Origin of the sequence: Niallia endozanthoxylica, assembly GCF_008710145.1 — a bacterium.
GTDB lineage: Bacteria > Bacillota > Bacilli > Bacillales > Cytobacillaceae > Bacillus_BD > Bacillus_BD endozanthoxylica.
The window spans coordinates 49,822-73,168 of sequence record NZ_VYKL01000015.1; the positions used below are offsets into that span (position 1 = coordinate 49,822).

The 23,347-nt window shown below is 37.5% G+C and carries 21 protein-coding genes and 1 riboswitch; of the genes, 3 read left to right on the forward strand and 18 right to left on the reverse strand.

Annotation, left to right across the window (positions count from 1 at the left end):
- Positions 1 to 42: 42 nt before the first annotated feature.
- Positions 43 to 1,170, reverse strand: a complete 1,128-nt coding sequence (locus F4V44_RS07370) for an iron-containing alcohol dehydrogenase (protein WP_150440082.1) — start codon at positions 1,168 to 1,170, stop codon at positions 43 to 45.
- Positions 1,171 to 1,499: 329 nt separating this feature from the next.
- Here F4V44_RS07370 and adhP point away from each other — a divergent pair, with 329 nt between their 5' ends.
- Positions 1,500 to 2,510 (forward strand): alcohol dehydrogenase AdhP, encoded by a 1,011-nt coding sequence (gene adhP / locus F4V44_RS07375; protein ID WP_150439361.1) that lies wholly within the window; start codon positions 1,500 to 1,502, stop codon positions 2,508 to 2,510.
- A 121-nt stretch (positions 2,511 to 2,631) separates the two neighbouring features.
- On the opposite strand, the gene F4V44_RS07380 is transcribed toward adhP, so the two are convergent.
- The 3 genes from F4V44_RS07380 to F4V44_RS07390 all read right to left on the reverse strand — a co-directional run bounded on the left by F4V44_RS07380 (position 2,632) and on the right by F4V44_RS07390 (position 7,454).
- Complete coding sequence (locus tag F4V44_RS07380) at positions 2,632 to 4,074, reverse strand: sigma-54-dependent transcriptional regulator (protein WP_150439362.1); 1,443 nt, start codon at positions 4,072 to 4,074, stop codon at positions 2,632 to 2,634.
- Position 4,075: 1 nt separating this feature from the next.
- Complete coding sequence (locus tag F4V44_RS07385) at positions 4,076 to 5,752, reverse strand: GAF domain-containing sensor histidine kinase (protein ID WP_191090606.1); 1,677 nt, start codon at positions 5,750 to 5,752, stop codon at positions 4,076 to 4,078.
- Between the two features lie 217 nt (positions 5,753 to 5,969).
- Positions 5,970 to 7,454 carry an aldehyde dehydrogenase family protein gene (locus tag F4V44_RS07390; protein WP_150439363.1) on the reverse strand — a complete coding sequence of 495 codons (1,485 nt, stop codon included), beginning with the start codon at positions 7,452 to 7,454 and terminating at the stop codon, positions 5,970 to 5,972.
- 353 nt (positions 7,455 to 7,807) lie between these two features.
- Between F4V44_RS07390 and F4V44_RS07395 the strand changes: the two genes are divergently transcribed.
- On the forward strand, positions 7,808 to 8,179 hold the full coding sequence (locus tag F4V44_RS07395; RefSeq protein WP_150440084.1) for a cytochrome-c oxidase: 372 nt from the start codon (positions 7,808 to 7,810) through the stop codon (positions 8,177 to 8,179).
- Positions 8,180 to 8,260: 81 nt separating this feature from the next.
- Here the strand turns inward: F4V44_RS07395 and F4V44_RS07400 are convergent, their stop codons facing one another.
- From F4V44_RS07400 to F4V44_RS07455, 12 genes are all read right to left on the reverse strand, one after another.
- The gene (locus F4V44_RS07400) at positions 8,261 to 8,587 is read right to left on the reverse strand and encodes an AzlD domain-containing protein (protein WP_150439364.1); all 327 of its coding nucleotides are present in this window, start codon (positions 8,585 to 8,587) and stop codon (positions 8,261 to 8,263) included.
- Positions 8,578 to 9,318, reverse strand: a complete 741-nt coding sequence (locus F4V44_RS07405; RefSeq protein WP_150439365.1) for an AzlC family ABC transporter permease — start codon at positions 9,316 to 9,318, stop codon at positions 8,578 to 8,580. Before F4V44_RS07405 ends, F4V44_RS07400 begins: the two co-directional genes overlap by 10 nt.
- A 192-nt stretch (positions 9,319 to 9,510) precedes the next feature.
- Positions 9,511 to 11,403, reverse strand: coding sequence for a XylR N-terminal domain-containing protein (locus tag F4V44_RS07410; RefSeq protein ID WP_150439366.1), 1,893 nt, complete (start codon positions 11,401 to 11,403; stop codon positions 9,511 to 9,513).
- 15 nt (positions 11,404 to 11,418) lie between these two features.
- Positions 11,419 to 11,685 (reverse strand): 2Fe-2S iron-sulfur cluster-binding protein, encoded by a 267-nt coding sequence (locus tag F4V44_RS07415; RefSeq protein ID WP_150439367.1) that lies wholly within the window; start codon positions 11,683 to 11,685, stop codon positions 11,419 to 11,421.
- Positions 11,686 to 12,019: 334 nt separating this feature from the next.
- Complete coding sequence (gene thiE / locus F4V44_RS07420) at positions 12,020 to 12,676, reverse strand: thiamine phosphate synthase (RefSeq protein ID WP_150439368.1); 657 nt, start codon at positions 12,674 to 12,676, stop codon at positions 12,020 to 12,022.
- Positions 12,673 to 13,479, reverse strand: a complete 807-nt coding sequence (thiD, locus tag F4V44_RS07425) for a bifunctional hydroxymethylpyrimidine kinase/phosphomethylpyrimidine kinase (protein ID WP_150439369.1) — start codon at positions 13,477 to 13,479, stop codon at positions 12,673 to 12,675. Before thiD ends, thiE begins: the two co-directional genes overlap by 4 nt.
- Positions 13,480 to 13,489: 10 nt before the next feature.
- Positions 13,490 to 14,296, reverse strand: coding sequence for a hydroxyethylthiazole kinase (gene thiM / locus F4V44_RS07430; protein WP_150439370.1), 807 nt, complete (start codon positions 14,294 to 14,296; stop codon positions 13,490 to 13,492).
- A gap of 83 nt (positions 14,297 to 14,379) precedes the next feature.
- Positions 14,380 to 14,491, reverse strand: a riboswitch (TPP riboswitch).
- A 101-nt stretch (positions 14,492 to 14,592) separates the two neighbouring features.
- Positions 14,593 to 15,231: a branched-chain amino acid aminotransferase gene (locus F4V44_RS07435; protein ID WP_223881834.1), complete on the reverse strand. Its 639-nt coding sequence runs from the start codon at positions 15,229 to 15,231 to the stop codon at positions 14,593 to 14,595.
- Between the two features lie 180 nt (positions 15,232 to 15,411).
- On the reverse strand, positions 15,412 to 15,603 hold the full coding sequence (locus F4V44_RS07440; protein ID WP_150439371.1) for a 4-oxalocrotonate tautomerase: 192 nt from the start codon (positions 15,601 to 15,603) through the stop codon (positions 15,412 to 15,414).
- 39 nt (positions 15,604 to 15,642) lie between these two features.
- Positions 15,643 to 16,425: a 2-keto-4-pentenoate hydratase gene (locus tag F4V44_RS07445; RefSeq protein ID WP_150439372.1), complete on the reverse strand. Its 783-nt coding sequence runs from the start codon at positions 16,423 to 16,425 to the stop codon at positions 15,643 to 15,645.
- A 40-nt stretch (positions 16,426 to 16,465) separates the two neighbouring features.
- On the reverse strand, positions 16,466 to 17,245 hold the full coding sequence (locus F4V44_RS07450) for a 2-keto-4-pentenoate hydratase (RefSeq protein ID WP_150439373.1): 780 nt from the start codon (positions 17,243 to 17,245) through the stop codon (positions 16,466 to 16,468).
- Positions 17,246 to 17,370: 125 nt separating this feature from the next.
- The gene (locus tag F4V44_RS07455) at positions 17,371 to 18,858 is read right to left on the reverse strand and encodes an aldehyde dehydrogenase (RefSeq protein WP_150439374.1); all 1,488 of its coding nucleotides are present in this window, start codon (positions 18,856 to 18,858) and stop codon (positions 17,371 to 17,373) included.
- Positions 18,859 to 19,145: 287 nt separating this feature from the next.
- Between F4V44_RS07455 and F4V44_RS07460 the strand changes: the two genes are divergently transcribed.
- Complete coding sequence (locus F4V44_RS07460; RefSeq protein WP_150439375.1) at positions 19,146 to 19,922, forward strand: IclR family transcriptional regulator; 777 nt, start codon at positions 19,146 to 19,148, stop codon at positions 19,920 to 19,922.
- A 243-nt stretch (positions 19,923 to 20,165) separates the two neighbouring features.
- On the opposite strand, the gene F4V44_RS07465 is transcribed toward F4V44_RS07460, so the two are convergent.
- Both F4V44_RS07465 and F4V44_RS07470 read right to left on the reverse strand, forming a co-directional pair.
- Positions 20,166 to 20,480, reverse strand: coding sequence for a metal-sulfur cluster assembly factor (locus F4V44_RS07465; RefSeq protein ID WP_150440086.1), 315 nt, complete (start codon positions 20,478 to 20,480; stop codon positions 20,166 to 20,168).
- A 158-nt stretch (positions 20,481 to 20,638) separates the two neighbouring features.
- Positions 20,639 to 23,194, reverse strand: a complete 2,556-nt coding sequence (locus F4V44_RS07470) for a helicase-related protein (protein ID WP_150439376.1) — start codon at positions 23,192 to 23,194, stop codon at positions 20,639 to 20,641.
- Between the last annotated feature and the right edge of the window lie 153 nt (positions 23,195 to 23,347).

Consider the following 23,347-nt stretch of genomic DNA (forward strand, 5'->3'; position numbering starts at 1 on the left):
AATCACTGATTTTTGGAAACCTGTTTGTCTATTCACATCCCATTACAATGCTTTTTGAAGGATTTTTACTACATCTTCGGCGGTTATATCACGCGGGTTAGTAATCATGCAGGCATCCTGTAGAGCGATTTGGCTGATTTCATTAATCATATGTTCTTCAAAACCCATTTCTGAAAGGTGCTGGGGTGCTCCAATTTCAACGGACAGCTGTTTGACATACTCAATGCCTCTTTTTCCTGCTTCAGTTGTTGACAAACCAGTAATATTGGCTCCAAGCAGTTTTGCGATTTCTTTAAATCTAACTGGATTTGCAAGCAGATTAAATTCCATGACATGAGGAAGAAGTACAGCATTTAAATCACCGTGCATCATGGGATATCTTCCGCCAATGGCATGACTAATGGCATGTACTGCACCTAGAATGGCATTGGAGAAGGCGAGCCCCGCATGAAGACTTGCCATTGCCATGTTATTCTTAGCCGCCGAGTTTAGTTGCGATGCTACAGAGGGCCGTAAATTTTTCGAAACAAGTGTAATGGCATTTTTAGCAAATACGTCTGTCATCGGAGTTGCAGCGATACTTACATATGCTTCAATAGCATGGGTTAATACATCCATCCCTGTAGATGCTGTCAGGTGGCTGCTTTTCGTTGACAATGTAATCGGGTCAATAATAGCGATATCAGGGACAAGTGACTTAGAGATGATGGTCATTTTCTTTTTTCTTTCCGAATCAACAATGACGGAAAATTGTGAAACCTCCGCACCTGATCCTGCTGTCGTTCCAGCCATAACTAATGGAGGAAGCGGAACGACGATGCGATCAACACCTTCATAATCAGAAACTTTTCCTCCATTTGTTGCTAAAATGGCGATCGCCTTCGCAATATCAATAACACTGCCTCCACCGACCCCTATGAGCGCATCACACTCATTTTCTAGGTATACTTGTGCCCCCCGCTCTGCTTGATCTTCTTTGGGATTGGTAGAAATATCATTGAAATAAACATAACTTAACCCTGCTTCTTGACAACTCTCAATCACCTTATCCATCCATCCCGCATTCATGACACCCGTATCAGTTACAATCAAGACTTTATTTGCTCCAAGACGGAGACAGCTTTCCCCCACCTGCTTAAGTGAATGATTGCCGAAAATTACCTCTGGCATAACAAATTTAGTAATCAAACCGTCCACCGACCTTTTTTCGATATATTGATAAAACAGTTTTATTACTTAGATTTTACTGCAGGACACGAAAAATTTCCAAATTTCAGTCAAGTTTTCCATCGTTTATTCATCTAATCAGTCATATGATAGGAGAATGATCGTTATCTTGGCCATCTAAGCCGAAAATTCGGCACATTCTCACAATCTATTGGCTATTTGATACATAAATCGCCTCAATTTATACTATTCACATGATTAAAACCATTGGCATGATGCTTGCTACTATAATTTGTGAAACTACTAAAATTAAAAATAAGGGAGAGAACCAAATGAAAGCAGCAGTTGTAAACGAATTCAAAAGTGCATTAGAAATTAAGGATGTTGCTATTCCAACCATAGGGCATGGGGAAATTCTTGTAAAAATCGAAGCTTGCGGTGTCTGCCATACCGACCTGCATGCAGCACATGGCGATTGGCCGGTAAAACCAAAGCTTCCTTTAATTCCAGGCCACGAAGGAGTAGGCGTTGTAGTAGAAGTCGGCGAAGGCGTTAAATCAATTAAAATTGGTGATCGCGTAGGAATTCCATGGCTCTTCTCTGCTTGCGGTGAATGCGAATATTGCTTAAGCGGAAGAGAAACTCTTTGTCCGCATCAGCAAAACGGCGGTTATTCTGTTGACGGAGGATATGCTGAATATTGTAAAGCTCCAGCTGAGTATGTAGCAAGAATTCCAGATGGTCTTGATCCGGTCGAAGTGGCTCCGATTCTTTGTGCAGGTGTCACTACCTACAAGGCGCTTAAGGTTTCTGAAGCCAAGCCTGGCGATTGGGTGGCCATTTATGGTATCGGCGGACTCGGTCATATTGCGCTTCAATATGCAAAAGCAATGGGCTTTCATGTCATTGCCGTTGATATTGCTGATGAAAAATTAGAGCTTGCCTCGCAATTAGGTGCGGATATTACGATTAATGGTTTAAAAAATGATCCTGTTGAAACAATCAAAGAAAAAGTTGGCGGCGTTCAAGCATCTGTAAGTGTTGCGGTTACAAAGAAAGCATTTGAACAAGCTTATCAATCCGTTAAAAGAGGCGGAACTCTAGTCGTAGTAGGTCTGCCACATGATGAGCTTCCTATCCCGATCTTTGATACCGTTCTTAACGGGGTTACGGTAAAAGGGTCTATCGTTGGAACAAGAAAAGACATGCAAGAAGCACTTGACTTCGCGGCTCGCGGGAAAGTACGTTCACAAATTGAAACCGCCCCACTTGATTCAATTAATGAAGTGTTTGATAACATGGTTTCCGGTAAAATCAACGGCCGTATCGTTTTAACTATGTAAAATAGCTCTTTAAATCCTTACAATGATATGGATCTGTTCTCACAGGTCGCTCCCATAGAATTCGCCAGTTTGGCAGTGCTCATGATGATGAGCACTGCTGCTTTTGCATCTAAAGTTCTACTTATTTTTTTTCATTCAAATAATATCTAAGCTTTCTCATCGTGATGCCAAGAAGTTCTGCCGTTTCTTTCCGGTTTCCAACTGTTTTCCTCAGAGATTTTTCTATAAACGCACGTATGGCTTCTGATTCAAGCTCTTTCATTCTATCAAGGACCAACTGCAATTCAGTTATGTCCTCTGATTTCCACATTTCCCTTATTTCCCACTCCCATTGTTCAAGGAAAGAATCGAATCCCGGCTTCTTAGGTGGAGATTGACTCACTGCAGCTGCTGTCTCTAAAGCCCCTTGAATATGGCGGGTTATTTTCGGTGGTAGATACTCCGGATTAATCCTTTCTGTTTCCCCTTCAGCTAAGGCTGCCGCTCTCTTGATCACGTTTACTAGCTCACGTATATTTCCAGGCCAGCTGTAGTTTTTTAGAAGCTCAAGTGTTTCCTCTGTAAATGATAGCTTCAGTTCATGTCTTTTTAAATAATCCTCTATGAATAGCGGGATATCATGTGACCTTCTTCGTAAAGGAGGAATCGTTAATTTAACCACATCCAGTCGATATAATAAGTCTTCGCGAAAAGTATTCTTTGTCACCGCTTTACTTAAGTCCACATGAGAAGCAGCTATTAGTCTTGCTTTACTTCGCAGGACGTTTTCCCCACCAACCTTCATAAATTCGCCTGTCTCAAGGACCCGCAAAAGCTTCACCTGTGTAGCAAGAGAGGCTTCTCCTATTTCATCCAAAAATAATGTCCCCTTGTCTGCTAATTCAAAATAACCCTTTCGATCTTTTGCCGCCCCAGTGAAAGACCCTTTCGTATGCCCAAATAGCTCACTTTCAAGCAAATGCTCGGAAATCGCTCCACAATTGACACCGATAAATGGATAATCGGCCCTTAGGCTAGCCTCATGAATAAAGTGGGCAAGCACTTCTTTTCCCGTTCCTGTTTCTCCTTCAATCAGTATTGTCACATTCTTTTGAGCAAATTTATAAGCTAATGAAAACAATTGATTCATTTCCCTATTTTGACCAATAAAGCAGCCCATTCTTGCTGCCAAATCATGAACATGATCTTGGGACGGTAAGGCTCCATCGGTCAATAGCCGCTCAGTCAGATGTTCAATATCCTCAATATCATCAAACGGTTTTTCAATAAAATCATAAGCTCCTAGTTTAATTGCTTCAACGGCTGTTTTGACGGTACTATACCCAGTCATGACAACAACCTTGCACAATGGCTGGACAGCCCTTATGTCTTTCAAGATATCAAGTCCATTTCCATCGGGAAGCCTGACATCAAGAAAGGCTAAATCATATTTCTGATTTCCTTTCGCTTGGTCAAACTCCTGCCTGCTTGTACAAAGCGTGACATGATGTCCTTTATCACTTAAAAGATGGTGAAGAAACAAGCAGATGTCCTTCTCATCATCAACTACTAAAATATTTGACATGTCAGAGAACCCTTTCATTATGATTATTTACTTTCCCTTGAATAGGTAATGTCAAGATAAATCGGCTGCCCTCCCCCAATATACTTTCAGCTTTTAATGTTCCTCCATGTGCTTGGGCGATGCCAATACTAACAGATAGTCCCAGCCCATGTCCTTTTGTAGCATTTTTCGTTGTATAAAACGGATGGAAAATTTCCGATAAGACGTCTTGCTCCATTCCACATCCATTATCCGTCACAGTAAGAATAATAGTATCTGAGTTTTGATTAAGAGATGTTTGAATAATCACCTTTTTCTCCTTTTTCTCAGAATCCTCCAGAGCATCCTTTGCATTTAAAAGCAGATTTAATATAATCTGGCCAATCTGCTGGCAGCTGCCTTCTATTTGCGGAAGTTTCCTATCAAGTATGGTCTCGACCTGAATCCCTTGCTTTGACAGTTGATTTCCTATTAAACCTAATGATTGATGGACCGCCTCATTTATCGAGCAAATTTCAAATAAATATTCATCCTGCCGGGAAAAGGTCAACAAATTTTGAATGATTGTTTTACTGCGTTTTCCACATTCATAGACAGCCTTAAGCAGCTGATAAGTTGGCTCGGACGGCTCCGCTTTTCGAAGAAGAAGTTGAGCATTTCCCATGATAGCCGTCAGCGGATTATTTAGTTCATGAGCTACACCTGCCGCCATTTCACCAATAGCCGCAAGCTTCCCCGATTGAATCAACTGCGCTTCAATACGCCTTTTTGCCGTCACATCCTCCAAGTAAATAATGGATGCAAAATGGTTGTTTGAATCATTAAAAATAGGATAACAATGACATTCATAGATTTTATTTTCTATATGTAACTCATCGGAAGATGTATTTAATTCAAGTAATTTTTTCTGAAACGGGTGGTCTTCCTCTTGAGAGAACAAAAGTGCGTCCACCTGTTGTCCGATTAAGTCTCCCTTTGATGGGAAATACAAATGCGCTGTATGATTTGCTTGAAGAACAACCCGGTTTAACCCGATAATGATGATGGCATCAGGCACTGCTTGAAAGGTCTGTTCCCATTTCTTTTTCGTCAAGAGAACTTCATTATAAAGATGTGTGTTCTCTATACAAACCGCCAGCTGATCGGATAACTGTTGAAAAAAGGATAGATCAGCCCAATGGCTTTCCAAATTCCTTTTGCTGCCAAGGGAAAGAACGCCTGTTACGTGTCCTTTCCTTACTAATGGAAATAAAAAGATACTGTCAAGCTCCATTTCGATAATGACTTTTTCTTCATACCAGGGTTCTCTCTTATTCTGGTTTTGTTTTCTATATAGATAAGGTCTTCCTGAGCTCATTACACTCCAATATAACGAATGATCCTGCGGAAATTGCGTTCCTGGCTTTAAAACCGTTGAATTTGTTGGATACACATTTGTCAGTATTAGATTGTCCCCCTCGATCATCGATAAACTGATTCGTTCTATTGGAAATATCTTTTTTAACTTCTCAAGGACATTCCTCAGTAAATCATCCATTGACATCTCCACATTAAAGCCTTTCATCACCTCATTAATAATTTCCAGTTGAACATTCTTCTTCTGCAGCTCACTCACGGTCTTCTTTAACTCGGTATAATAATTCCGTTTCGATGATTGCACTCCCGTAAGAAGTTCAATCATCCTCTCCTTATTTTTCACAAAAGTTCCCCCTTAGGAAGCAATTGGACACTGCAAATCATAAAACTATATAAGACTAATTTATCAAAAAAACACCCAATTAACAAAATTTTCTGAAGCATAGAAGCAAATGAAAAAGAGCGTATTCATCCTCGTAAAATTGTAAAAAACCCGCCAAGAATGACGAGTTTTTTATCTGTTCTAATTGATCCATTCCATTCAATTTTCTATGACTCTCTTAATTCATTGAAATCCAAACACTTTTTACCTCTGTATAATTCTCGAGTGCATAGGAGCCCATTTCACGGCCAATACCGGATTGTTTATATCCGCCGAATGGAGAAGCAGCATCAAAAACATTGTAGCAGTTCACCCAAACAGTACCCGCACGAAGATTGTTAGCGATATAATGTGCATTTTTTAAATCACGTGTCCAAACACCAGCAGCCAAACCAAATTCACTATTGTTCGCTCTCGCCAGTAATTCATCTAAATCATCATAAGGCATGGCAGAAATGACCGGCCCAAAGATCTCTTCTTTGGCGATTGTCATTTCATCCCGCACATCTGCAAAAATGGTAGGAGCTACAAAGTAACCTTGCTCCTGAGTTTTTTTACCTCCTGCAACAAGTTGTGCACCTTCACTAAGCCCTTTATCTATATAACTTAGTACCCTTGTTTGCTGCTCAGCAGAAACAAGCGGTCCTATTTCTGTATCCGCATGGATACCGGCACCTTGTTTAATATTCTGTGCATGTGCTGCCATATCGGCTACCACATTATCAAACTGTTTTTTTTGAATAAACACACGAGAACCAGCACAACATACTTGTCCCTGATTAAACATGACTCCATTAAGCGCACCCGGAATAGCTTTTGTTAAATCCGCATCAGGCAAAATAATATTGGGTGATTTGCCCCCAAGTTCCAATGTTACGCGTTTCAATGTCTGCGATGCATTGGACATGATTCTCTTACCAACTGCAGTGGAACCAGTAAAAGCAATTTTATCAACTAATGGGTGGTCAACAAGTGGCTGGCCGGCTGTTTCACCGAAACCCGGAACAATATTGATTACACCTGGAGGAAAACCTGCTTCTTCAATTAATTCAGCTAAGTAAAGGACGGATAAAGGAGTCTGTTCTGCAGGCTTCAAAACAATAGTGCATCCTGTTGCAAGTGCTGCCCCAAGCTTCCACATGGCCATCAGGAGAGGGAAATTCCATGGGATAATCTGTCCAACTACTCCAACTGCTTCATGACGTGTATAGTTGAAAAATGATCCATTAACAGGTATCGTCTGTCCAACCATTTTCGTAGACCAGCCTGCATAATAGCGCATATGCTCAATGGACAATGGTATATCAGCATTCGACGTTTCTCGAATGGGCTTTCCGTTATCCAACGTTTCTAACTGTGCTAATTCCGCACTATACTCTTCCATTAAATCAGCAAGCTTATACATAAGTCGGCTTCTAGTAGAAGCACTCATTTTTGACCATGGACCTTTATCAAAGGCTTGGCGCGCAGCTTTAACAGCAAAATCAATATCAGCTGCATCTGCTTCGTACACGGTTGCTAACACTTCCCCAGTTGCTGGATTGTATGTATCGAAGGTCTTTCCTGATTGACTTTCCACAAACTGGCCATTAATATATAATTTTTTCTTTCCTTGTAAAAACTTTTCAATCTTTTCTTTAATACCTTCAGTAAGATGGTTCATATGATTTCCTCCTAGTAATGTATTCTTATCATTTGAAATGTTGAAAATGCCTGATGGAATCATTTTCAAGAATTCATTATTTTGATAAGCAAATACGATGCCACTGGTTAAAATGCAATAATGCGCTTACATTATTTAGTGGAAATAGTAATAAAGCCTAAAAAACGGCATCTTTGGCCAATATAATGGCTAATTTGACCAATCATTTGTTGATTACCTATTTGGAAATACGAACTTCATGCAAAACCCTTAAATAGGTACTAAGAAAAAAGACATTACACGGAATGTCTTTTTCTTCTTGGTAATGCATATAGTTTAGTGTAATAAGGTTCATCAAAGGAGGCTTTCATATGATGGGTGTCCGATTAATCCAGATTTCTGCAGTTTATTTTGTTATTGGGGTTGGGTTTGGGCTGTATATGTCCATGGCTCATTCCTATGATTTTGTTGGTGTCCATGCACATGTCAATTTATTAGGCTGGCTATCACTGGCAGTTATAGGGACTATTTACAGCATTTATCCAGAACTTGCGGCAACAAAACTAGCTAAAACTCATTTTTGGCTTCATAATATTGCGCTTCCTGTCATGATGATTGGACTTTTTTTCCTTATACTTGGTCAAGAATCATTAGTACCTGTAGTTGCAACAGGCGGAATGGTTATGGTGTTGGCTATCGTTCTATTTGCATTGAATGTATTAATGAATATGAAACCACGGGCATAATTCTATCATTCTTAAAGAAAAAAACCACTTTGTGTCAAATACAAAGTGGTTTTTTCTTTAAGAACATTTATTTTGACAAAACTAAAAAATAAACCGGAAAACCATCATAAAAATAACACCAGCCATTACTGTTCCCAGCAGACTTTTAGTCAAAAGTGCAATAGCAAAAGCGGGAATGGCAGCCAACAATTTTAAAATATTAGCAGATATTGAAAATTGACCTTCAGATAATAAAAGCTCCTGAGCTAATAATGCAGCCATAACAGCAACCGGAACGTTTTTTAACCAGCGAATGACCCATTTTGGCAATTCCATTTGACTGAGCAGCATTAAAGGCAGTACCCGCGGAATAAATGTCACTATAGCACAACCTATGATAAGAAGCAGTATGGTCCATCTTACCTCCATTTTTCAATCACCATCCCAATTGTGGAAGCCAAAATAGCTGCCACCATAACACCTGTACTCCCGGAAGAAAAAAAGCTGACAATGATTACAATAACAACCGCACTAAGAGCAACCATCATATCGACAAAATACTTTTTTTGACTTAATATTTGAAGCACTAAAAGGCCTATGAACATTCCTGGTAACGCAAAGTCTAGACCAAAGCTTTCAGGATTGGGAATCCACTTTCCAAAATATCCACCGGCTATATTTGCTATAACCCAGTTCAAATAAGCTGTAACATTTAAGCCAACCATCCATTTATAGCTCGCTTGTTTTTTATTTTGCAGGTGAGTTATCGAAACCCCGAAAGTTTCATCTGTTAGTAAAGAGCCAACAAACATATTTTTCCAAGGAGTTAAATGACGAAAATAAGGCGCAAGCGCTGCACTTAATAATAAATGCCTTAAGTTAATAAAAAAAACGGTAAAAATAATAGCTGAGATTGGATTGCTAGCAGCAATCATCCCAGCAGCAATAAACTGACCGGAACCAGCATATAGCAGGAGACTCATTAGGGCAATTTCAGCTATACTTAGGCCTGCTGTTTTTTCTACTACTCCTGCCGCAAATCCAATACTCAAATAACCAAGCAGGGTTGGGATGCAATCCTTTACACCCATCCAAAAACTTTCTTCATTGGTCGTTACCGCATCACTTCTCAAGTCGAGACTTCTTTGACTCACATCCATCCCCTCCTGTCTGAACTCAGATGTCATTTTGTTCATGTAATAAAATTATTATTCTAAGAATTTCCTACACTATTATATAGCGTAAGGCCCCTATAATCATAGCATAAAGCAAATAGACTTACACAAAAAGAAAGGCAGTGAGTATCTAAAGTCAATCTCACTACCTTTTTCATTTTATTCTATTTATTAGACTTACATCACTGGAGTTTTAACCTCTAAATCTCCTAAAATGATTAACGCCTGAATCGCCATTAACAACTGACTGCTAATAAGAGGACTTCGGATGTCTTGCTGTAATAAATCTTCAATTTTACCCACTCTATAACGCAGTCCGCTGATTGATAATGATAACTCATCTGCCGTTTTTTCCAAATTCCCTCCATTTAATAAAAATAAATAAAGGGTTCTAATTAAATCTATATTTTTTTGACAATCCATATCAATATGACCTAATAAGGAATAAGCCATTTCCCTAACATTGCCTTCATTATTTTCATTAATCAACGTTCCAACCATTCCAAGCATATCAAAAAAGGTTAATTGATTATTTTTAGTCACCATTCTTTGTGCACGAAGCGCTTCTTGATAGGCCTTAGGTGCCTGTATAATAGAGCTCGTTCTTCTACTAATTCCCATATAAAAATGAGAGCCAGGAAATCTTGAATGTAAATAAACGATTAAATCATGAAAAAAGGAATATTTCGCCTCTTTGTCTATAAAATGATCACTGACAATTAAATGAATATGATGATTACTTTGATTCATTAAAAAATGAAGCTTTTGTTTGGTAAAATAATGAGAAATGGATTCCATTACTTCCCGACAAAATCCATGTTCATAATGAAAATCCTGTGCATTAAATGTATACCCAATGACGCTTATATAATATGGCTTTAATATATCATATTGAAATAGACTCGCTTTTGTAACCATTTCATCTTCTGACGTATACTGCCCGCTTAATATTTCCTTTAAGAAATAGCCTTTCATCTGTTCAAATGAAGCCAATTTTGTTTTTTCATACAGAAAGCAGAGAGAGCAAATGGAAACAGCCTTTTCAATAATCAGCTTAGATAATTCTTGCAAATCCTGCTGATGATTTTTATAAATAAAAGAACAATACCCCATCCTTTTCTCCTGTAAATAAATAGGCTGTGTTAACATCTTAAAATGCTCACGCTGATTGTTCATAGGCTGAAAGGTTTGTGAAACAGCATTCTTTGACATATTTTTATTAATATATTGAAATAAGCTATTTGGTGAAAAATCTTTAGACAGCTTACTAACACCTGCAAAAGCGATGGGGTGACCATGTACATTGTGAACGATTACAGGTATTTTACATAATTGATAGACTTTTTCAATAATTGATTCCAAACCGTTCTCTTTTATTACTTCTTCTGTCAATTGTTTATGGATTGTATGAACGAGATTTAATTGATCACGTTCCTGTAATAATTTTTCATAGGTTAATTCGAGCTCCTTTACTATCGGAGTCTCTTCTAAATAATATAATTCTTCTTGAATGTCATCGCCCCAAAGGGTATGACTTTTACCTATAGCTAAACACTCGCTGCTTCCAGAGGCACGGCAGCATTTTTCTTTAAAGATTACTTTATCACCAAAAACTTCTGTTACAAATCCACTCGCATATCCGGAAAGTGTATAGCAAACCGGCGAAGGGCTGATTCCAATTTGATTCAGATGTTCATCCGCTTCAAAAGAATGTTCCCAAGCACTATCCATTTGCAGCGTCATTTTTCCATTTATATTTTTAATTTCCAGCTTTAATGTTTTTGATTCGACATATCCTTTTATCGAATGCATGATTGGACCATATTCAATTAGCTCATCCATGGTTTGATACAGTTCTTTTTCTTTACATTCCTTTGCATCACGGACACCCATATTCCATCCATAGCGAAATAAAAAACCCTTTGTCCGCTCCATTCCAATATTACGAATTAAATCTTTTCTTAAGGTTCCAAATGCATGTGCATCAACAATAATAGATCGATTTTGTATATAAAGACTTCGTGATAGGTCGGAATCTATTTGATCGATTAAGTGTATTGTTGTATGCATCTAATCCCCCTCTTTCTAAGAAATCAATTCAATTTGAAGATCACTCAACGGGCGTGTCTTACACAGTAATACATAGCCCTTTTCTGCTTCTTCATCTGATAAAGCACTTTTTGCATATGTATCCATTTCATATTGACCTGAAATAACTTTAACCTTGCAAATACCGCATCCTCCGCCAACGCAAGCACAGGGAACCTTCACCATTTGAGCACGAGCAGCTTGAACAAGATTATTTTCATTTGAACATAGAAAAGATTGACTATTAATATTTATTTTAAACATAAGGATTCACTTCCTATTATAAATTTAAAATAATTAAATTCCTTCGTCATTTGTTAACATTTTGTGACTATATACCTTATTAGACAAAAAAAGACCGTTTGCCATAATCATTCAAACAGTCCCATTATGAATGTTATCATGATGATAACGCTTTCATCATTTTGAAACAATAACATCAACTGTTTAAAAATATAATAAATATCAAACAGAGTTTGTCGGTAATTGTTATTTATTTCCTGAACTTCTTATAAAGTAAGTGCCTGTTCAGAGTACGTCCTTTTATAATAAATAAAGGAACCGTATCTGACAGGCCTTCCTTTTGGTTAGAAAATGATTAGTAATTGGTTATACTTACTTTTAAATTAGCTGCAGCTGCTTCTGGATTTGCATCGAGACTGATAGCACTGATAACGGAAATACCATCAGCTCCTGCTTTTATAACATCTCCACCATTATTTGCCGTAATCCCTCCAATTCCAACTATTGGAATGGTGAAGCCTTTTGAACGTAACTCCTGAATGATTTTTACTCCTTGAACCTGGTTTGCATCATCTTTCGATTGTGTCGGGTAAATAGGTCCAACTCCGAAATAATCTGCCCCCATTCTTAGTCCTGAATTCGCTTCGGTAGAATTATGCACGGACACTCCTAGTATTTTACTTCCTATTTTCTCCCGAACCAGATTAACTGGCTCATCTTCCTGCCCAATGTGTACACCGTCAGCATTGATTGCCAGAGCTAGATCGATATCATCATTGACAATAAAAGGAACCTCTGCTTTTTGGCAGATAAACTGCAGCTCTTCAGCTAACGTATATTTTTCCTCGCCAACTAATGAACCCCTTCCTTTTTCACGGAATTGAAAGCAGGTGACACCACCCCGTATAGCTTCTGTTAATACCTCACTTGGTCTTCTCTTTGTATTAAGAGAGCCCATGATAAAATATAACGCTAAAGCATTTCTTAACCTATCATGGTTCGTTATTTTCATATTTTAACTCCTGTTCTTCTTTTGAATGCCCAATGATTTGTCGGTCCATGTCCGCTTCCTAACTTTAAATCTTCTTCAATTGCTGCCGTAATAAAACTTTTTGCAATCTTTACTGATTCGTAGACAGATAGTCCTTTTGCAAGGCCAGCGGTAATGGCAGCTGAAAATGTACAGCCTGTCCCATGCGTATTCTTTGTCGGAATCCGCTTGCTTGTAAATGTATAAGTGTCCTTCCCGTCAAATAATAAATCCACCGATTCATTTGACTCATGACCATGGCCGCCTTTAATGATGACATTTTTTACACCAAGACGAATCAATTCTTTGGCAGCCGCTATTTTATCCTCTTCCGTATGAATAGTAACACCCGTTAAATCCTCCGCCTCCGGGATATTAGGCGTAACAATATAAGCACAAGGAAGCAAAAGTTCTTTAACCGCTGTGATAGCTTCCTGCTGCAGTAACGGTGCACCGCCTTTTGCAATCATGACAGGGTCCACAACAACTTTTTCCCAGCCATATAAACGAATTTTTTCTGCCACTGTTTTGATGATTTCAGATGAGAACAGCATACCTGTTTTCAATGCATCTACACCGAGGTCTTGCGCAACAGAGTCAATTTGAGAAGCGATTATTTCTTTCGGAATTGGCTGAACCCCTTGGACACCTAATGTATTTTGGGCTGTAACCGCTGTAATGGCGGTCATTCCAAAAACGTCCAATTCTTGAAAGGTTTTTAAATCTGCTTGAATGCCTGCACCGCCCCCGCTATCAGAACCAGCAATTGTTAGTGATGTAAACATATGAACCTCCTTATATTGTATAAAATGATCCGTATAAATCGATTTCTGATGAAGAAACAAGGGAGAGCTGGTTTATAAATTCTATCTGAAAACTTCCAGGCCCTTGTTCATCCGTTTTATTTGCTGCAATTTCGGCTGCAACCCCATAAAAAATAAGTGCAGCTGTTGCAGCATCCAGGTGATTTTTTTCAACAGCTGCAAACGCTCCGACAACAGCGGATAACAAACAGCCAGTACCGGTTACTTTTGTCAAGATAGGATGACCGTTATGAACGACATTTGTTAACATGCCATTACTGATCACATCTTCCTTCCCTGTCACAACGACTACCGTATTAAGCCTTTTCGCTGCATTTGCGGCAAGCGTCAAAACATCTCCTTTCATATTTCCTGCATCAACGCCTTTTATTTCCCATTTTTCTCCGATTAGATTAGCTATTTCAGCCGCATTGCCGCGGATAATTGAAAACTTAACTTCCTGAAGCAATCTTTGGGCAGCTTGAGTCCGATAGGAAGTCGCACCCACTCCAACAGGATCTAAAATAACAGGAGTCTCGCTCTCATTTGCTGATTTCCCGGCAGTAATCATTGCTTCAACTGACTCCCGATTCAATGTTCCCATATTTAAAACGACTGCTGCTGCAGCCTTAGCCATTTCAGCTGCCTCTTCAACAGCATCTGCCATTACTGGAGATGCCCCGAGTGCCAACAGCCCATTGGCTGAAAAATTCGCAACCACAATATTGGTAATATTATGTATAAGCGGATTTGTTTCTTTCACACGTTTTAACAAGGCATATACTTTTCCCTTTTCCATGTTTCTCTCCCCCTATTCATCTTTTGTTGAAAATAAAAAAGCCAGACCCATGATGGACCTGACTTGTTCGTACAAGAAAGAAAGTAATCGACTTCCTACTTTCCTACGCCGGTATAATCCGGATCAGGTCCAAAGGGTTGAAAAACAACATGTTTTTCTCTCAGCCCGCAAAGGTGGGCACCCCTAGTAGATGTACTAATATTCTCATTTATCATAATACTATACTAAGAGAATGTAAAGAAAGAAATTAAAAAGTATTGTCTATATTTGCACATTAAACATATTGCCAACTATTCCTATTCGATTTTTCCTTCTTCGACTTTCTCTACGAGCGTAAACATGAGCTCATAAATGGCATTATATGCTTGCAGAATGGTCCAATCCTCTTTGAAAGTGCTGAGATTATTTACAGAAAAATTTAAATCCCAAAGACCCTCATTGGCGCTAAACATTAAATCAAACGTTGCCTCTTCATACTGTAAGCTTTCTTTTAAAAAGGTCTTTAGTCCTTTCTCTGACTTTTTCGGTTGTTTCAAACCTAACATAACATCATAATTTCCAAAGACACTGTCCGCTTCAAATGAAATGGCATCCACTCCAATCATGCTAAACCAAGGTGATTCCATATACATAAATTCATCAATATGATCTTTAAAATACTTTATTGGTTGTTCTAAAAATACAGGGGATTCCTCGGCAATAAAATCCTCTGTTTCTTTATTGCCACGTTCAATATAGACGTTATGCTGAAAACGGGATAACGGATCCTGCACAATAAGTGAAATAGAAGATTCCATATCTTCTGAGAGCAACCGATGTTTTTTCATATAATCATACTCTACTTTATAAATCTCCACTGTGAATTCATTGACATTAGCCATTCGCTTTTCAGCTAACAACTTTTCAACATACTGATGCATTTGTTTCCTTAACATGAACTTGACCATCCTTTTACTATGTATTTAGTGTTTTTATTTGGAGTTTATTTCTATCGATAATAATATTGAAGGTTTTGAAATAAAATTGCAAATTCATTAAGAAAAGAGTAGCTTTTAAATAAATTAACGCAAAAAATCGAACTGAAGAAAATTCAGTTCGATTTTTTCAACTAGTCATTATCTTCCTAAATCGGAAGCAGGAACTCCAGCAATTCCCCAATGAGTCTTAGGCATTTCCGTAACTAATACGCGAACATTTTGTTTCGGAGCACCAAGAGTTTCTGATACAGTATCTGTAACATTGCTGATTAATTCAGTGATTTTTTCAGGTGGTCTACCTTCCATAATGTTAATTTGAATTAATGGCATAATAATACCCCTTCCCGTTTAAGCATGTTTATCGAAAAATTATTCACCCATAGTGAAAGTAACTTCACCAAGACCGTCGAATTTACCTGAAACAAAATCTCCAACATTTAACAAGATAGCTCCTGTTAATGCACCAGAAAGGATTAAATCACCCTTCTTAATTTTTTGTCCTTTTCTAGCAAGCATATTTGCCAAAACAGCGATAGCATTAGCAGGATGTCCTAAAACAGCTGCACCAGCACCTAGGTCTTTAATTTGACCGTTAATAGATAGAGTAGCACCAACTAAATCAAGATCTAATTCACTAGGCTTTTTCAGCGTATTACCGAAAACAACTCTTGATGTAGAAGCATTATCAGCAATAACATCAGTATGAGTAAAATTAAAGTTTTCATAGCGGCTGTCAATGATTTCAAGTGCAGGTAAAACATATTCTGTTTTCGCTAATACTTGTGCACCTGTAATTCCAGGTCCTTCAATATCTTCACCAATTAAGAAAGCAATCTCAGCTTCAACCTTTGGATGGATTTGGAAAGGAACTACTCCTCCGTTATCTACTAACATATAATCAAATACATAACCATAGATAGGCTCGGATACACCCATTTGATCCCATTTAGCCTTACTTGTAAGACCCATTTTAGGTCCAACAATTCTGTGACCTTGATCTAATTTTGTTTGAACTAGTAATTCTTGGGCTTGGTAAGCCTCTTCAACAGTTAAATCAGGTTTAATTGTTGAAGTTACTTTTACCACTTCACGCTTTTCAACTTCTGCTGATACTAAATAATCTGTAATCTGTTTAATGATTTCACTTGCCATGTTCATTTCCTCCTTGTACTTATCATCTATTTCGTACGTATTATTTAAAATTAACGCTAACTTGTCCTAAGTGAGCAAATCTTGCTGTGAATGAATCTCCAGCGTTTGCCACTACCATACCTGAAAGTGCACCTGAAAGGATTACTTCACCTGCTTTTAAAGTAATATCATAATCAGCTAAACGATTGGCTAACCAAGCTACACATGTTGCAGGATTTCCAAGAGCCGCAGCCCCTACACCTGTATTAACCATTTCACCATTTTGATATAAAACCATGCCAAGTAACTCAAGGTCAATATCCTCTAACTTTGTTGGTGTACCGCCTAATACATATAAACCTGAAGAAGCATTATCTGCTACTGTATCTTGTAACTTAATTTTCCAATCTTGTACACGGCTGTCTACGATTTCTAGCGCTGGAAGTACATAATCAGTTGCCTGAATCACATCAACAGCAGTCACGTTAGGCCCTTTTAAGTCTTTTTTCAAGACAAATGCAATTTCACCTTCAATTTTTGGCTGCAACATATCTTTTGTATCAACTGTTCCGCCATTTTCCACTACCATGCTATCTAAAAGATGACCATAATCCGGCTCATCAACACCTAACATTTTTTGTACTGCTAAAGAAGTTAAGCCAATTTTCTTTCCGACAATAATTTGTCCTTCGGCTAATTTCTTTTTAATATTCTCTAGTTGAATGTAGTATGCCTCATCAACAGTAATCTCTGGATCCACTGTAGTAATCGGGTCGATGCCTACTTTTGTTTCTTCAGCTTGCGCAAGTTGTGCCGCAAATTTTTCAATTTTACTTGTCATTTCTATCATCCCTTCTTATGTAAATTTTTAAAATAAGCGAATTAATAATATATCTACGAAGATTATGAAAATATTGCACGGTCCTTTCTAAATAACCGTGCAATATTTATCATGGACTTATAAAATTACAGTTTCACACAAATGTTCGTTAATTCAGTGTAGAATTCCCAGCTGTGAACGCCTCCAACACGGCCAAGACCACTGTCTTTTGTACCACCGAACGGAGTTCTGAAGTCACGTACGAACCAGCAATTGATATAAGATAATCCAGATTCAACTGATTGTGCTACACGGTGTGCACGACGGATATCGTTTGTCCAGATTGTATTACTTAATCCAACACGAGAATCGTTTGCCATTGCAATTACTTCTTCTTCTGTATCAAATGGAATGATAGAAACAACTGGTCCAAAGATTTCCTCACGAGTACAACGAGCACCATATTCTAGGCCAGTAATAATTGTTGGCTCTACGAAATATCCTTTATCTAATCCTTCAGGACGCTTGCCGCCTGTAACGAAAGTAGCACCTTCTTCTTCAGCAATTTTAAAATAGCTCATTACTTTATCATAATGTACTTTCGCAACTAATGCCCCTTGGTCGTAATCCAAATCAAATGGGTTACCAACTTTTAATTCTCTTGTTTTCGCTGCTAATTTTTCAACAAATTCATCATAGATGGAACGTTGTACAAAAATATTTTCACCGCAGACACAAACTTCACCTTGGTTTGTAAAGCTTGAACGGATTGTTGTTGCAACTACTTCATCAATATCAACATCGTCGAAGATGATGTTAGGGTTTTTACCGCCTAATTCAAAAGAAAGTTTCTTCAATGTTTTAGAAGCTTCTTCCATGATCTTAGCACCTGTTGAAACTTGTCCGATAAAACCAATACCTGCGATATCAGGGTGTTTGTTGATCGCACTTCCAGCACCTTGTCCAAAACCATGAACTAGGTTTACAACTCCGTCTGGAACACCAGCTTCTTTAAGAATTTCCATTAATTTTGTTGCAGTCATTGGCGTTAATTCAGAAGGCTTAATAACAACTGTACATCCTGCCGCTAATGCTGGAGCCAATTTCCAAGTTAATAGGAATAATGGAAGGTTCCATGGCTGGATTAATCCAACAACCCCGATTGGGCGGCGGAAGCCATAGTTAATCGCACCGTGAACTTCATCTTGGAATGCTTCGGTTCCTACAGAAATCATATAGTCAGCAAAGAAATGGAAGTTTGCTGCTGCACGCGGTGCATCAACGTGACGTGAGAATTTAAGATGCTTACCTGTATCTAATGATTCTAATTGAGCGATTTCTTCTTGTCTTGCTTCTAAGATATCGCCAACTTTGCGGATAATTTTTGAACGTTCTTGTGTGCTCATTTTACCCCATGGACCTTCTTCAAATGCACGTTTAGCAGCTGCTACAGCTAAATCAATATCTGCCTTACTTCCTTCAGCAACTGTACCATAAACTTCTTCCGTTACTGGGTTCACATTATTAAATGTCTTTCCGTCTACAGATGGAACAAATTTCCCGTCGATAAAATGTAAACAATCAAATGGATCAACTATTTGTTCAACAATTGTATTTTTAGTTTCAACTGACATTATTTAGTGTCCTCCTTGATAATAAATCATAATTGATTTGTTTTTCTAGAGTAATAATAACGCGCTTTTGTTTCATATACAACTACTTAGTTGCTCTATGTGAAACAAAAAAGAAAAAATTAATAATTTTTTCGATTCTCACTTCTTTAATATTACTTACTTGATGATGAGTTATGCGATAGATTTTACATTTCATCTCTTGTTATTTATACCATTTTCCTGCTATATTGTTTCATATAAAGCAACTGTGTTTATTTATATGAAATCAATAACTAGGAGGAATTAATATGACTCAAACGAATGAAGGAGAAAATTATCTTTCATCTGTAAAAAACGCTTTGCGCATTTTAAACAGCTTCACTATGGACGAGCCAGAAAAGAAAATTAGTGAAATAGCCTCATCCCTTGGGCTTAATAAAAGTACAGTAAGCAGAACAATGGCTACACTCGCAAGCGAAGGGTTTGTATTTAAGGATCCTGAAACAAAAACATATCGTTTAGGTTTTTCCATTTTAACCCTAAGTGGGGTCATCAATAGTAACATGGATATATACCGTGAATCACAGCCTGTTCTTAATAAAATAGTAGAAACGACTGGTGAAACCGCTCACATTTCTATATTTGATCAGTTAGAGGTTGTTTATCTGCAAAAAGTTGAATGCAATCACCCGGTTCGATATCTAACACATGTAGGAAAAAGAAATCCTCCTTATTGCACAAGTTCAGGTAAAGTATTCATGGCTTTCGCTGATGATAAAGTTGTCGAGGCCATTATTGAAAATGGATTACAAAAATACACAAAAAACACCATTACTGATCCAGATAAATTGAAGGCTCATCTAAAAGAAATAAGAGAAAAAGGGTTTGCCTATAGTTTCGAAGAATTTTCAGAAGGCGTTGTTACAATTGCAGCACCTATTTATGACTATACTGGAAAAGTAATTGCATCGCTTTCAATTGTTGGACCGAAGCAAAGAATCAGCCAACAAAAGATTCCATCATTTGCCAAAAAGATCATTAGTTCTAGTTTGGAAATTTCACGGAATATGGGGTATAAAAAATAAGGATGTACCGCGAGAAAAAAATATGTAATGAATAACCTTCCTCATCGTATCAAATCTATGATAAGTCGTAAAGATTCAAATGTAGTATTTTGGCGAAATTCATTAAAAATCACCATAATATTTGACGAAAATTAGCTGATATTTGCTTTTTCATTAGTTTCTATGTGAAAAACAACCACGTAATTATTTTCTTAAAATAATAATACAAAAAGGACACCTAGCTAGCTAAGTGTCCTTTTTGTATTATTCCCGTATTCCTAAGGCTATCTTTGCGTAACGTGACATCCGCTCCTTTCCCCAAGGGGGATTCCATACGATATCAATTTGGATATCTGTTAACTCTTTAATATTCATAGACAACTTCATTTTAGCATCTGCCATAATTTGACCAGCCATTGGACACCCCATGGATGTCATTGTCATTTTAATAAATGCTTGTTTCTCTTCGTTTACTTGAACCTCATAAACAAGACCTAGATTCACAATATCAACACCAAGTTCTGGATCTATAACTTCTTCAAGGACTTCATATATTTGATCCACTAGTACGTTACTCATTGTCTTCACCTCTGTATTATTCGTAAACCCATCTGTTTGGCAAAATGGGACAGCAATTGAATGATAACCTTTCTCAACAATAATGTAACATAAACACCATTCAAAGATTGTGATTCCTGTCATAGCTAAAATTTTTCTCATTTTGAATACTAACACAATCAATAATCATAATAATCTTTGTACTTTTTGGTATAACATGAATCACAAATAGAATAAGGATGATCCCATGATAATTTCTTCTTGCATTGACGGCATTTCTTTTGCATATTTTTAACTTCGTTTTTTAGTTGTTCATGTACTAATCCGCTGATTTCCTCACGTAGCCTTTCCCAATATACCGCGTCTGTTCGTTTATTTAAACGATACAAAAATAAAAGATGCAGACCGATTGCTTTATAGGTAAGCTCAAGGTCCTCTAATGTCCGCTTTTTTATTCTCGGTTCAGGTAATTTATGTCCAGCAACAATTGCTTCTACAGTCTTTTCCCATTGTCTAATTAACTCAGGTTCTCGGGCCGAAAAAGGTAAATGTAATAATCCGTAAAGGTCCATCAGCGAAAGACGTGCTTCCATTTCAGTTCCCCGGATACGTTCATATAACTCTCTTTCCTCTGTAAGTGATGCTTTTTTAGTTCCCTTTGGACTCTTAAACTTTTCCCATAGTTCAAAGAAAGTTCCAAGATCACGATAATACTTTTGAAATCGTTCGAAAACACTGTTTGTCGGGGCAATAGCAAAAGTATGAATAGGTTCATCTTCTTGACTAAGGAGATAGCTCATTTTTTTAACATCTGCAGTAAACGCTACTTTCCCGATATTATAAAGCCCTTTACGTCCGGCACGGCCAGCAATTTGCTTTACTTCTTGTGAAGTAAGGAGTCTCCTTTTCGTACCATCAAATTTGCTGTTTTCTAAAAAAACAATTCGTCGAATTGGTAAATTTATTCCCATACCAATTGCATCTGTCGAAACAACAACACTTGTCTCACCAAGGATAAACCGTTCGACCTGCTTTTTTCGGGTTTCAGGCGGCATACTGCCATAAATCATACTGACAGAATGTCCATCATTTTGAAGACGCGATGCTGTTTCAAGAACTCGTTTTCTTGAAAAACAAATTAGTGCATCACCTTTTCTTACTTTCTTAATATTAAATTCCTTTTCCTCCACTTGCAGCGGAGTATCCCGTTTGTATTCAATAATTTCTATATTCGAATCGCCCAGCAGTTGAACAAGCATGTCCCTCGCATTTTTACTGGCTATAATATGAATTTCGTTTGCCTGAACTTTTGTAATCGCTTTATACCATGAAAATCCTCGGTCTTTATCAGAAATCATTTGTGCTTCATCAATTACTACTACATTATAAAAGTCCTTTTCACGAAACATTTCAACCGTACTGGATAAATGTCTGGCTCCTGGTGTTTCTTTTTCTTCTTCACCTGTTTTTAGTGTACACGCGGTACCTCTTGTATTTAAAAAGTCGTATACTTCAAGAGCCAACAAGCGAAGCGGTGCCAAATAAAGTCCGCTCTCCGCTTCCATCATCCTCATTAGAGCATGATAAGTTTTTCCCGTATTTGTTTCACCTATATGTAAAATATAATTCACATTTCTGCCATTAGGAGGATTGTACTCAAATTCAAATATGTCCCTTAAGATTCGCGCTTCCTCAGCTTTTTTCCGCTCTCTTTCAGCCTTTTCCTCTGCTTTTCTTCTCTCTCTTTCTTGGACATCAGCAAGAAAGATTGTTTCATGTTGTTTTTCATCAAAAGGGATTTCAGCTAAACGTAATAAATTTGTAAGATACTCATCTCCTAGATACATGATGAATTCACTGCTGAAGTCATCGATGATGTCATTTAAAATATCCGATAAGACAGATTCTATCACCGTTTCTTCATAACTAGAATAAAATTCAGATAGGAGTAAAGATTTTATTTTTTTCGGAATAAGGTTAGACAAATATTCCCGAACTTTAGCTTCATATAAATCATAATAGGTCTCATACTCATAGTCATAGCGATTCCATACATAGACTTTTTGAATATTACCTGTTACCTCGCTGAAAAAATCCTTTACTAAGGAATAATCCTCATGGATAAATACACCTATTGGTACTAGCCGTTCTTCTATTTCATATGGATTAATCCTTTGATATCTAATTTTTGTATTAAAATCAACTTTTAGCTCATCTGCAATAAATTTTCTTGTATATAAATAAAATAAGTGCTGTTGTTTCGCAGAAATAGGATAGACTTCATTTTCAAGTAAGTCCCATAATTGTCGTTTTTTCTTTTGTAATGCTTCAGCTTCTTGGCGCTGATTATATTCATCTCTTGCCTTTTTGTACATTTCAGTCCATTGTTCGAGATCTTCAGCATATGTTTCATAACACCAAGCTTCGATTGGAAATGGATGATAAGCTTTTATTTCATTACGAAATAATTTGTTTATGATTTTCCGGTCAACTCCTTCAACCTCAAAACCACGCGAACGTAAATATTCTTTTTTTTCAACACGGGGAGTTCTATTAGAGGCCTGATTCATCCAGACATTGAGCCAAATTTGTTCAACATAATGCTTTCGCTCTTGAACATAGTCTGCATAGGAAGGTATTTTTTCTTTATCTTGCATGTAGAAGATAATATCATCACAAACTTTTTTCTTTGTATGTTCTACCGCCTCATCATATATAAAAGCTATTTTATTCATTTAAAATCCCTCCTTTGATTTTGCCAGACAAAGTTAATTATCTTTACTAAAAGGAACTGATGTTCGATTTTTTTTTTATTCTATCATTATTATTGAACGTATTAAACAAAAACTTACATCCATGAAAAAACAGTATAGCAAAACTGCCATACT

Coding starts and splice junctions, on each gene's coding strand:
- F4V44_RS07370 (WP_150440082.1), bottom strand. CDS start 1,170: ATGCCAGAGGTAATTTTCGGCAATCATTCACTTAAGCAGGTGGGGGAA.
- adhP (WP_150439361.1), top strand. CDS start 1,500: ATGAAAGCAGCAGTTGTAAACGAATTCAAAAGTGCATTAGAAATTAAG.
- F4V44_RS07380 (WP_150439362.1), bottom strand. CDS start 4,074: ATGTCAAATATTTTAGTAGTTGATGATGAGAAGGACATCTGCTTGTTT.
- F4V44_RS07390 (WP_150439363.1), bottom strand. CDS start 7,454: ATGAACCATCTTACTGAAGGTATTAAAGAAAAGATTGAAAAGTTTTTA.
- F4V44_RS07395 (WP_150440084.1), top strand. CDS start 7,808: ATGGGTGTCCGATTAATCCAGATTTCTGCAGTTTATTTTGTTATTGGG.
- F4V44_RS07400 (WP_150439364.1), bottom strand. CDS start 8,587: ATGGAGGTAAGATGGACCATACTGCTTCTTATCATAGGTTGTGCTATA.
- F4V44_RS07405 (WP_150439365.1), bottom strand. CDS start 9,318: ATGGATGTGAGTCAAAGAAGTCTCGACTTGAGAAGTGATGCGGTAACG.
- F4V44_RS07410 (WP_150439366.1), bottom strand. CDS start 11,403: ATGCATACAACAATACACTTAATCGATCAAATAGATTCCGACCTATCA.
- F4V44_RS07415 (WP_150439367.1), bottom strand. CDS start 11,685: ATGTTTAAAATAAATATTAATAGTCAATCTTTTCTATGTTCAAATGAA.
- thiE (WP_150439368.1), bottom strand. CDS start 12,676: ATGAAAATAACGAACCATGATAGGTTAAGAAATGCTTTAGCGTTATAT.
- thiD (WP_150439369.1), bottom strand. CDS start 13,479: ATGTTTACATCACTAACAATTGCTGGTTCTGATAGCGGGGGCGGTGCA.
- thiM (WP_150439370.1), bottom strand. CDS start 14,296: ATGGAAAAGGGAAAAGTATATGCCTTGTTAAAACGTGTGAAAGAAACA.
- F4V44_RS07435 (WP_223881834.1), bottom strand. CDS start 15,231: ATGTTAAGGAAACAAATGCATCAGTATGTTGAAAAGTTGTTAGCTGAA.
- F4V44_RS07440 (WP_150439371.1), bottom strand. CDS start 15,603: ATGCCATTAATTCAAATTAACATTATGGAAGGTAGACCACCTGAAAAA.
- F4V44_RS07445 (WP_150439372.1), bottom strand. CDS start 16,425: ATGGCAAGTGAAATCATTAAACAGATTACAGATTATTTAGTATCAGCA.
- F4V44_RS07450 (WP_150439373.1), bottom strand. CDS start 17,245: ATGACAAGTAAAATTGAAAAATTTGCGGCACAACTTGCGCAAGCTGAA.
- F4V44_RS07455 (WP_150439374.1), bottom strand. CDS start 18,858: ATGTCAGTTGAAACTAAAAATACAATTGTTGAACAAATAGTTGATCCA.
- F4V44_RS07460 (WP_150439375.1), top strand. CDS start 19,146: ATGACTCAAACGAATGAAGGAGAAAATTATCTTTCATCTGTAAAAAAC.
- F4V44_RS07465 (WP_150440086.1), bottom strand. CDS start 20,480: ATGAGTAACGTACTAGTGGATCAAATATATGAAGTCCTTGAAGAAGTT.
- F4V44_RS07470 (WP_150439376.1), bottom strand. CDS start 23,194: ATGAATAAAATAGCTTTTATATATGATGAGGCGGTAGAACATACAAAG.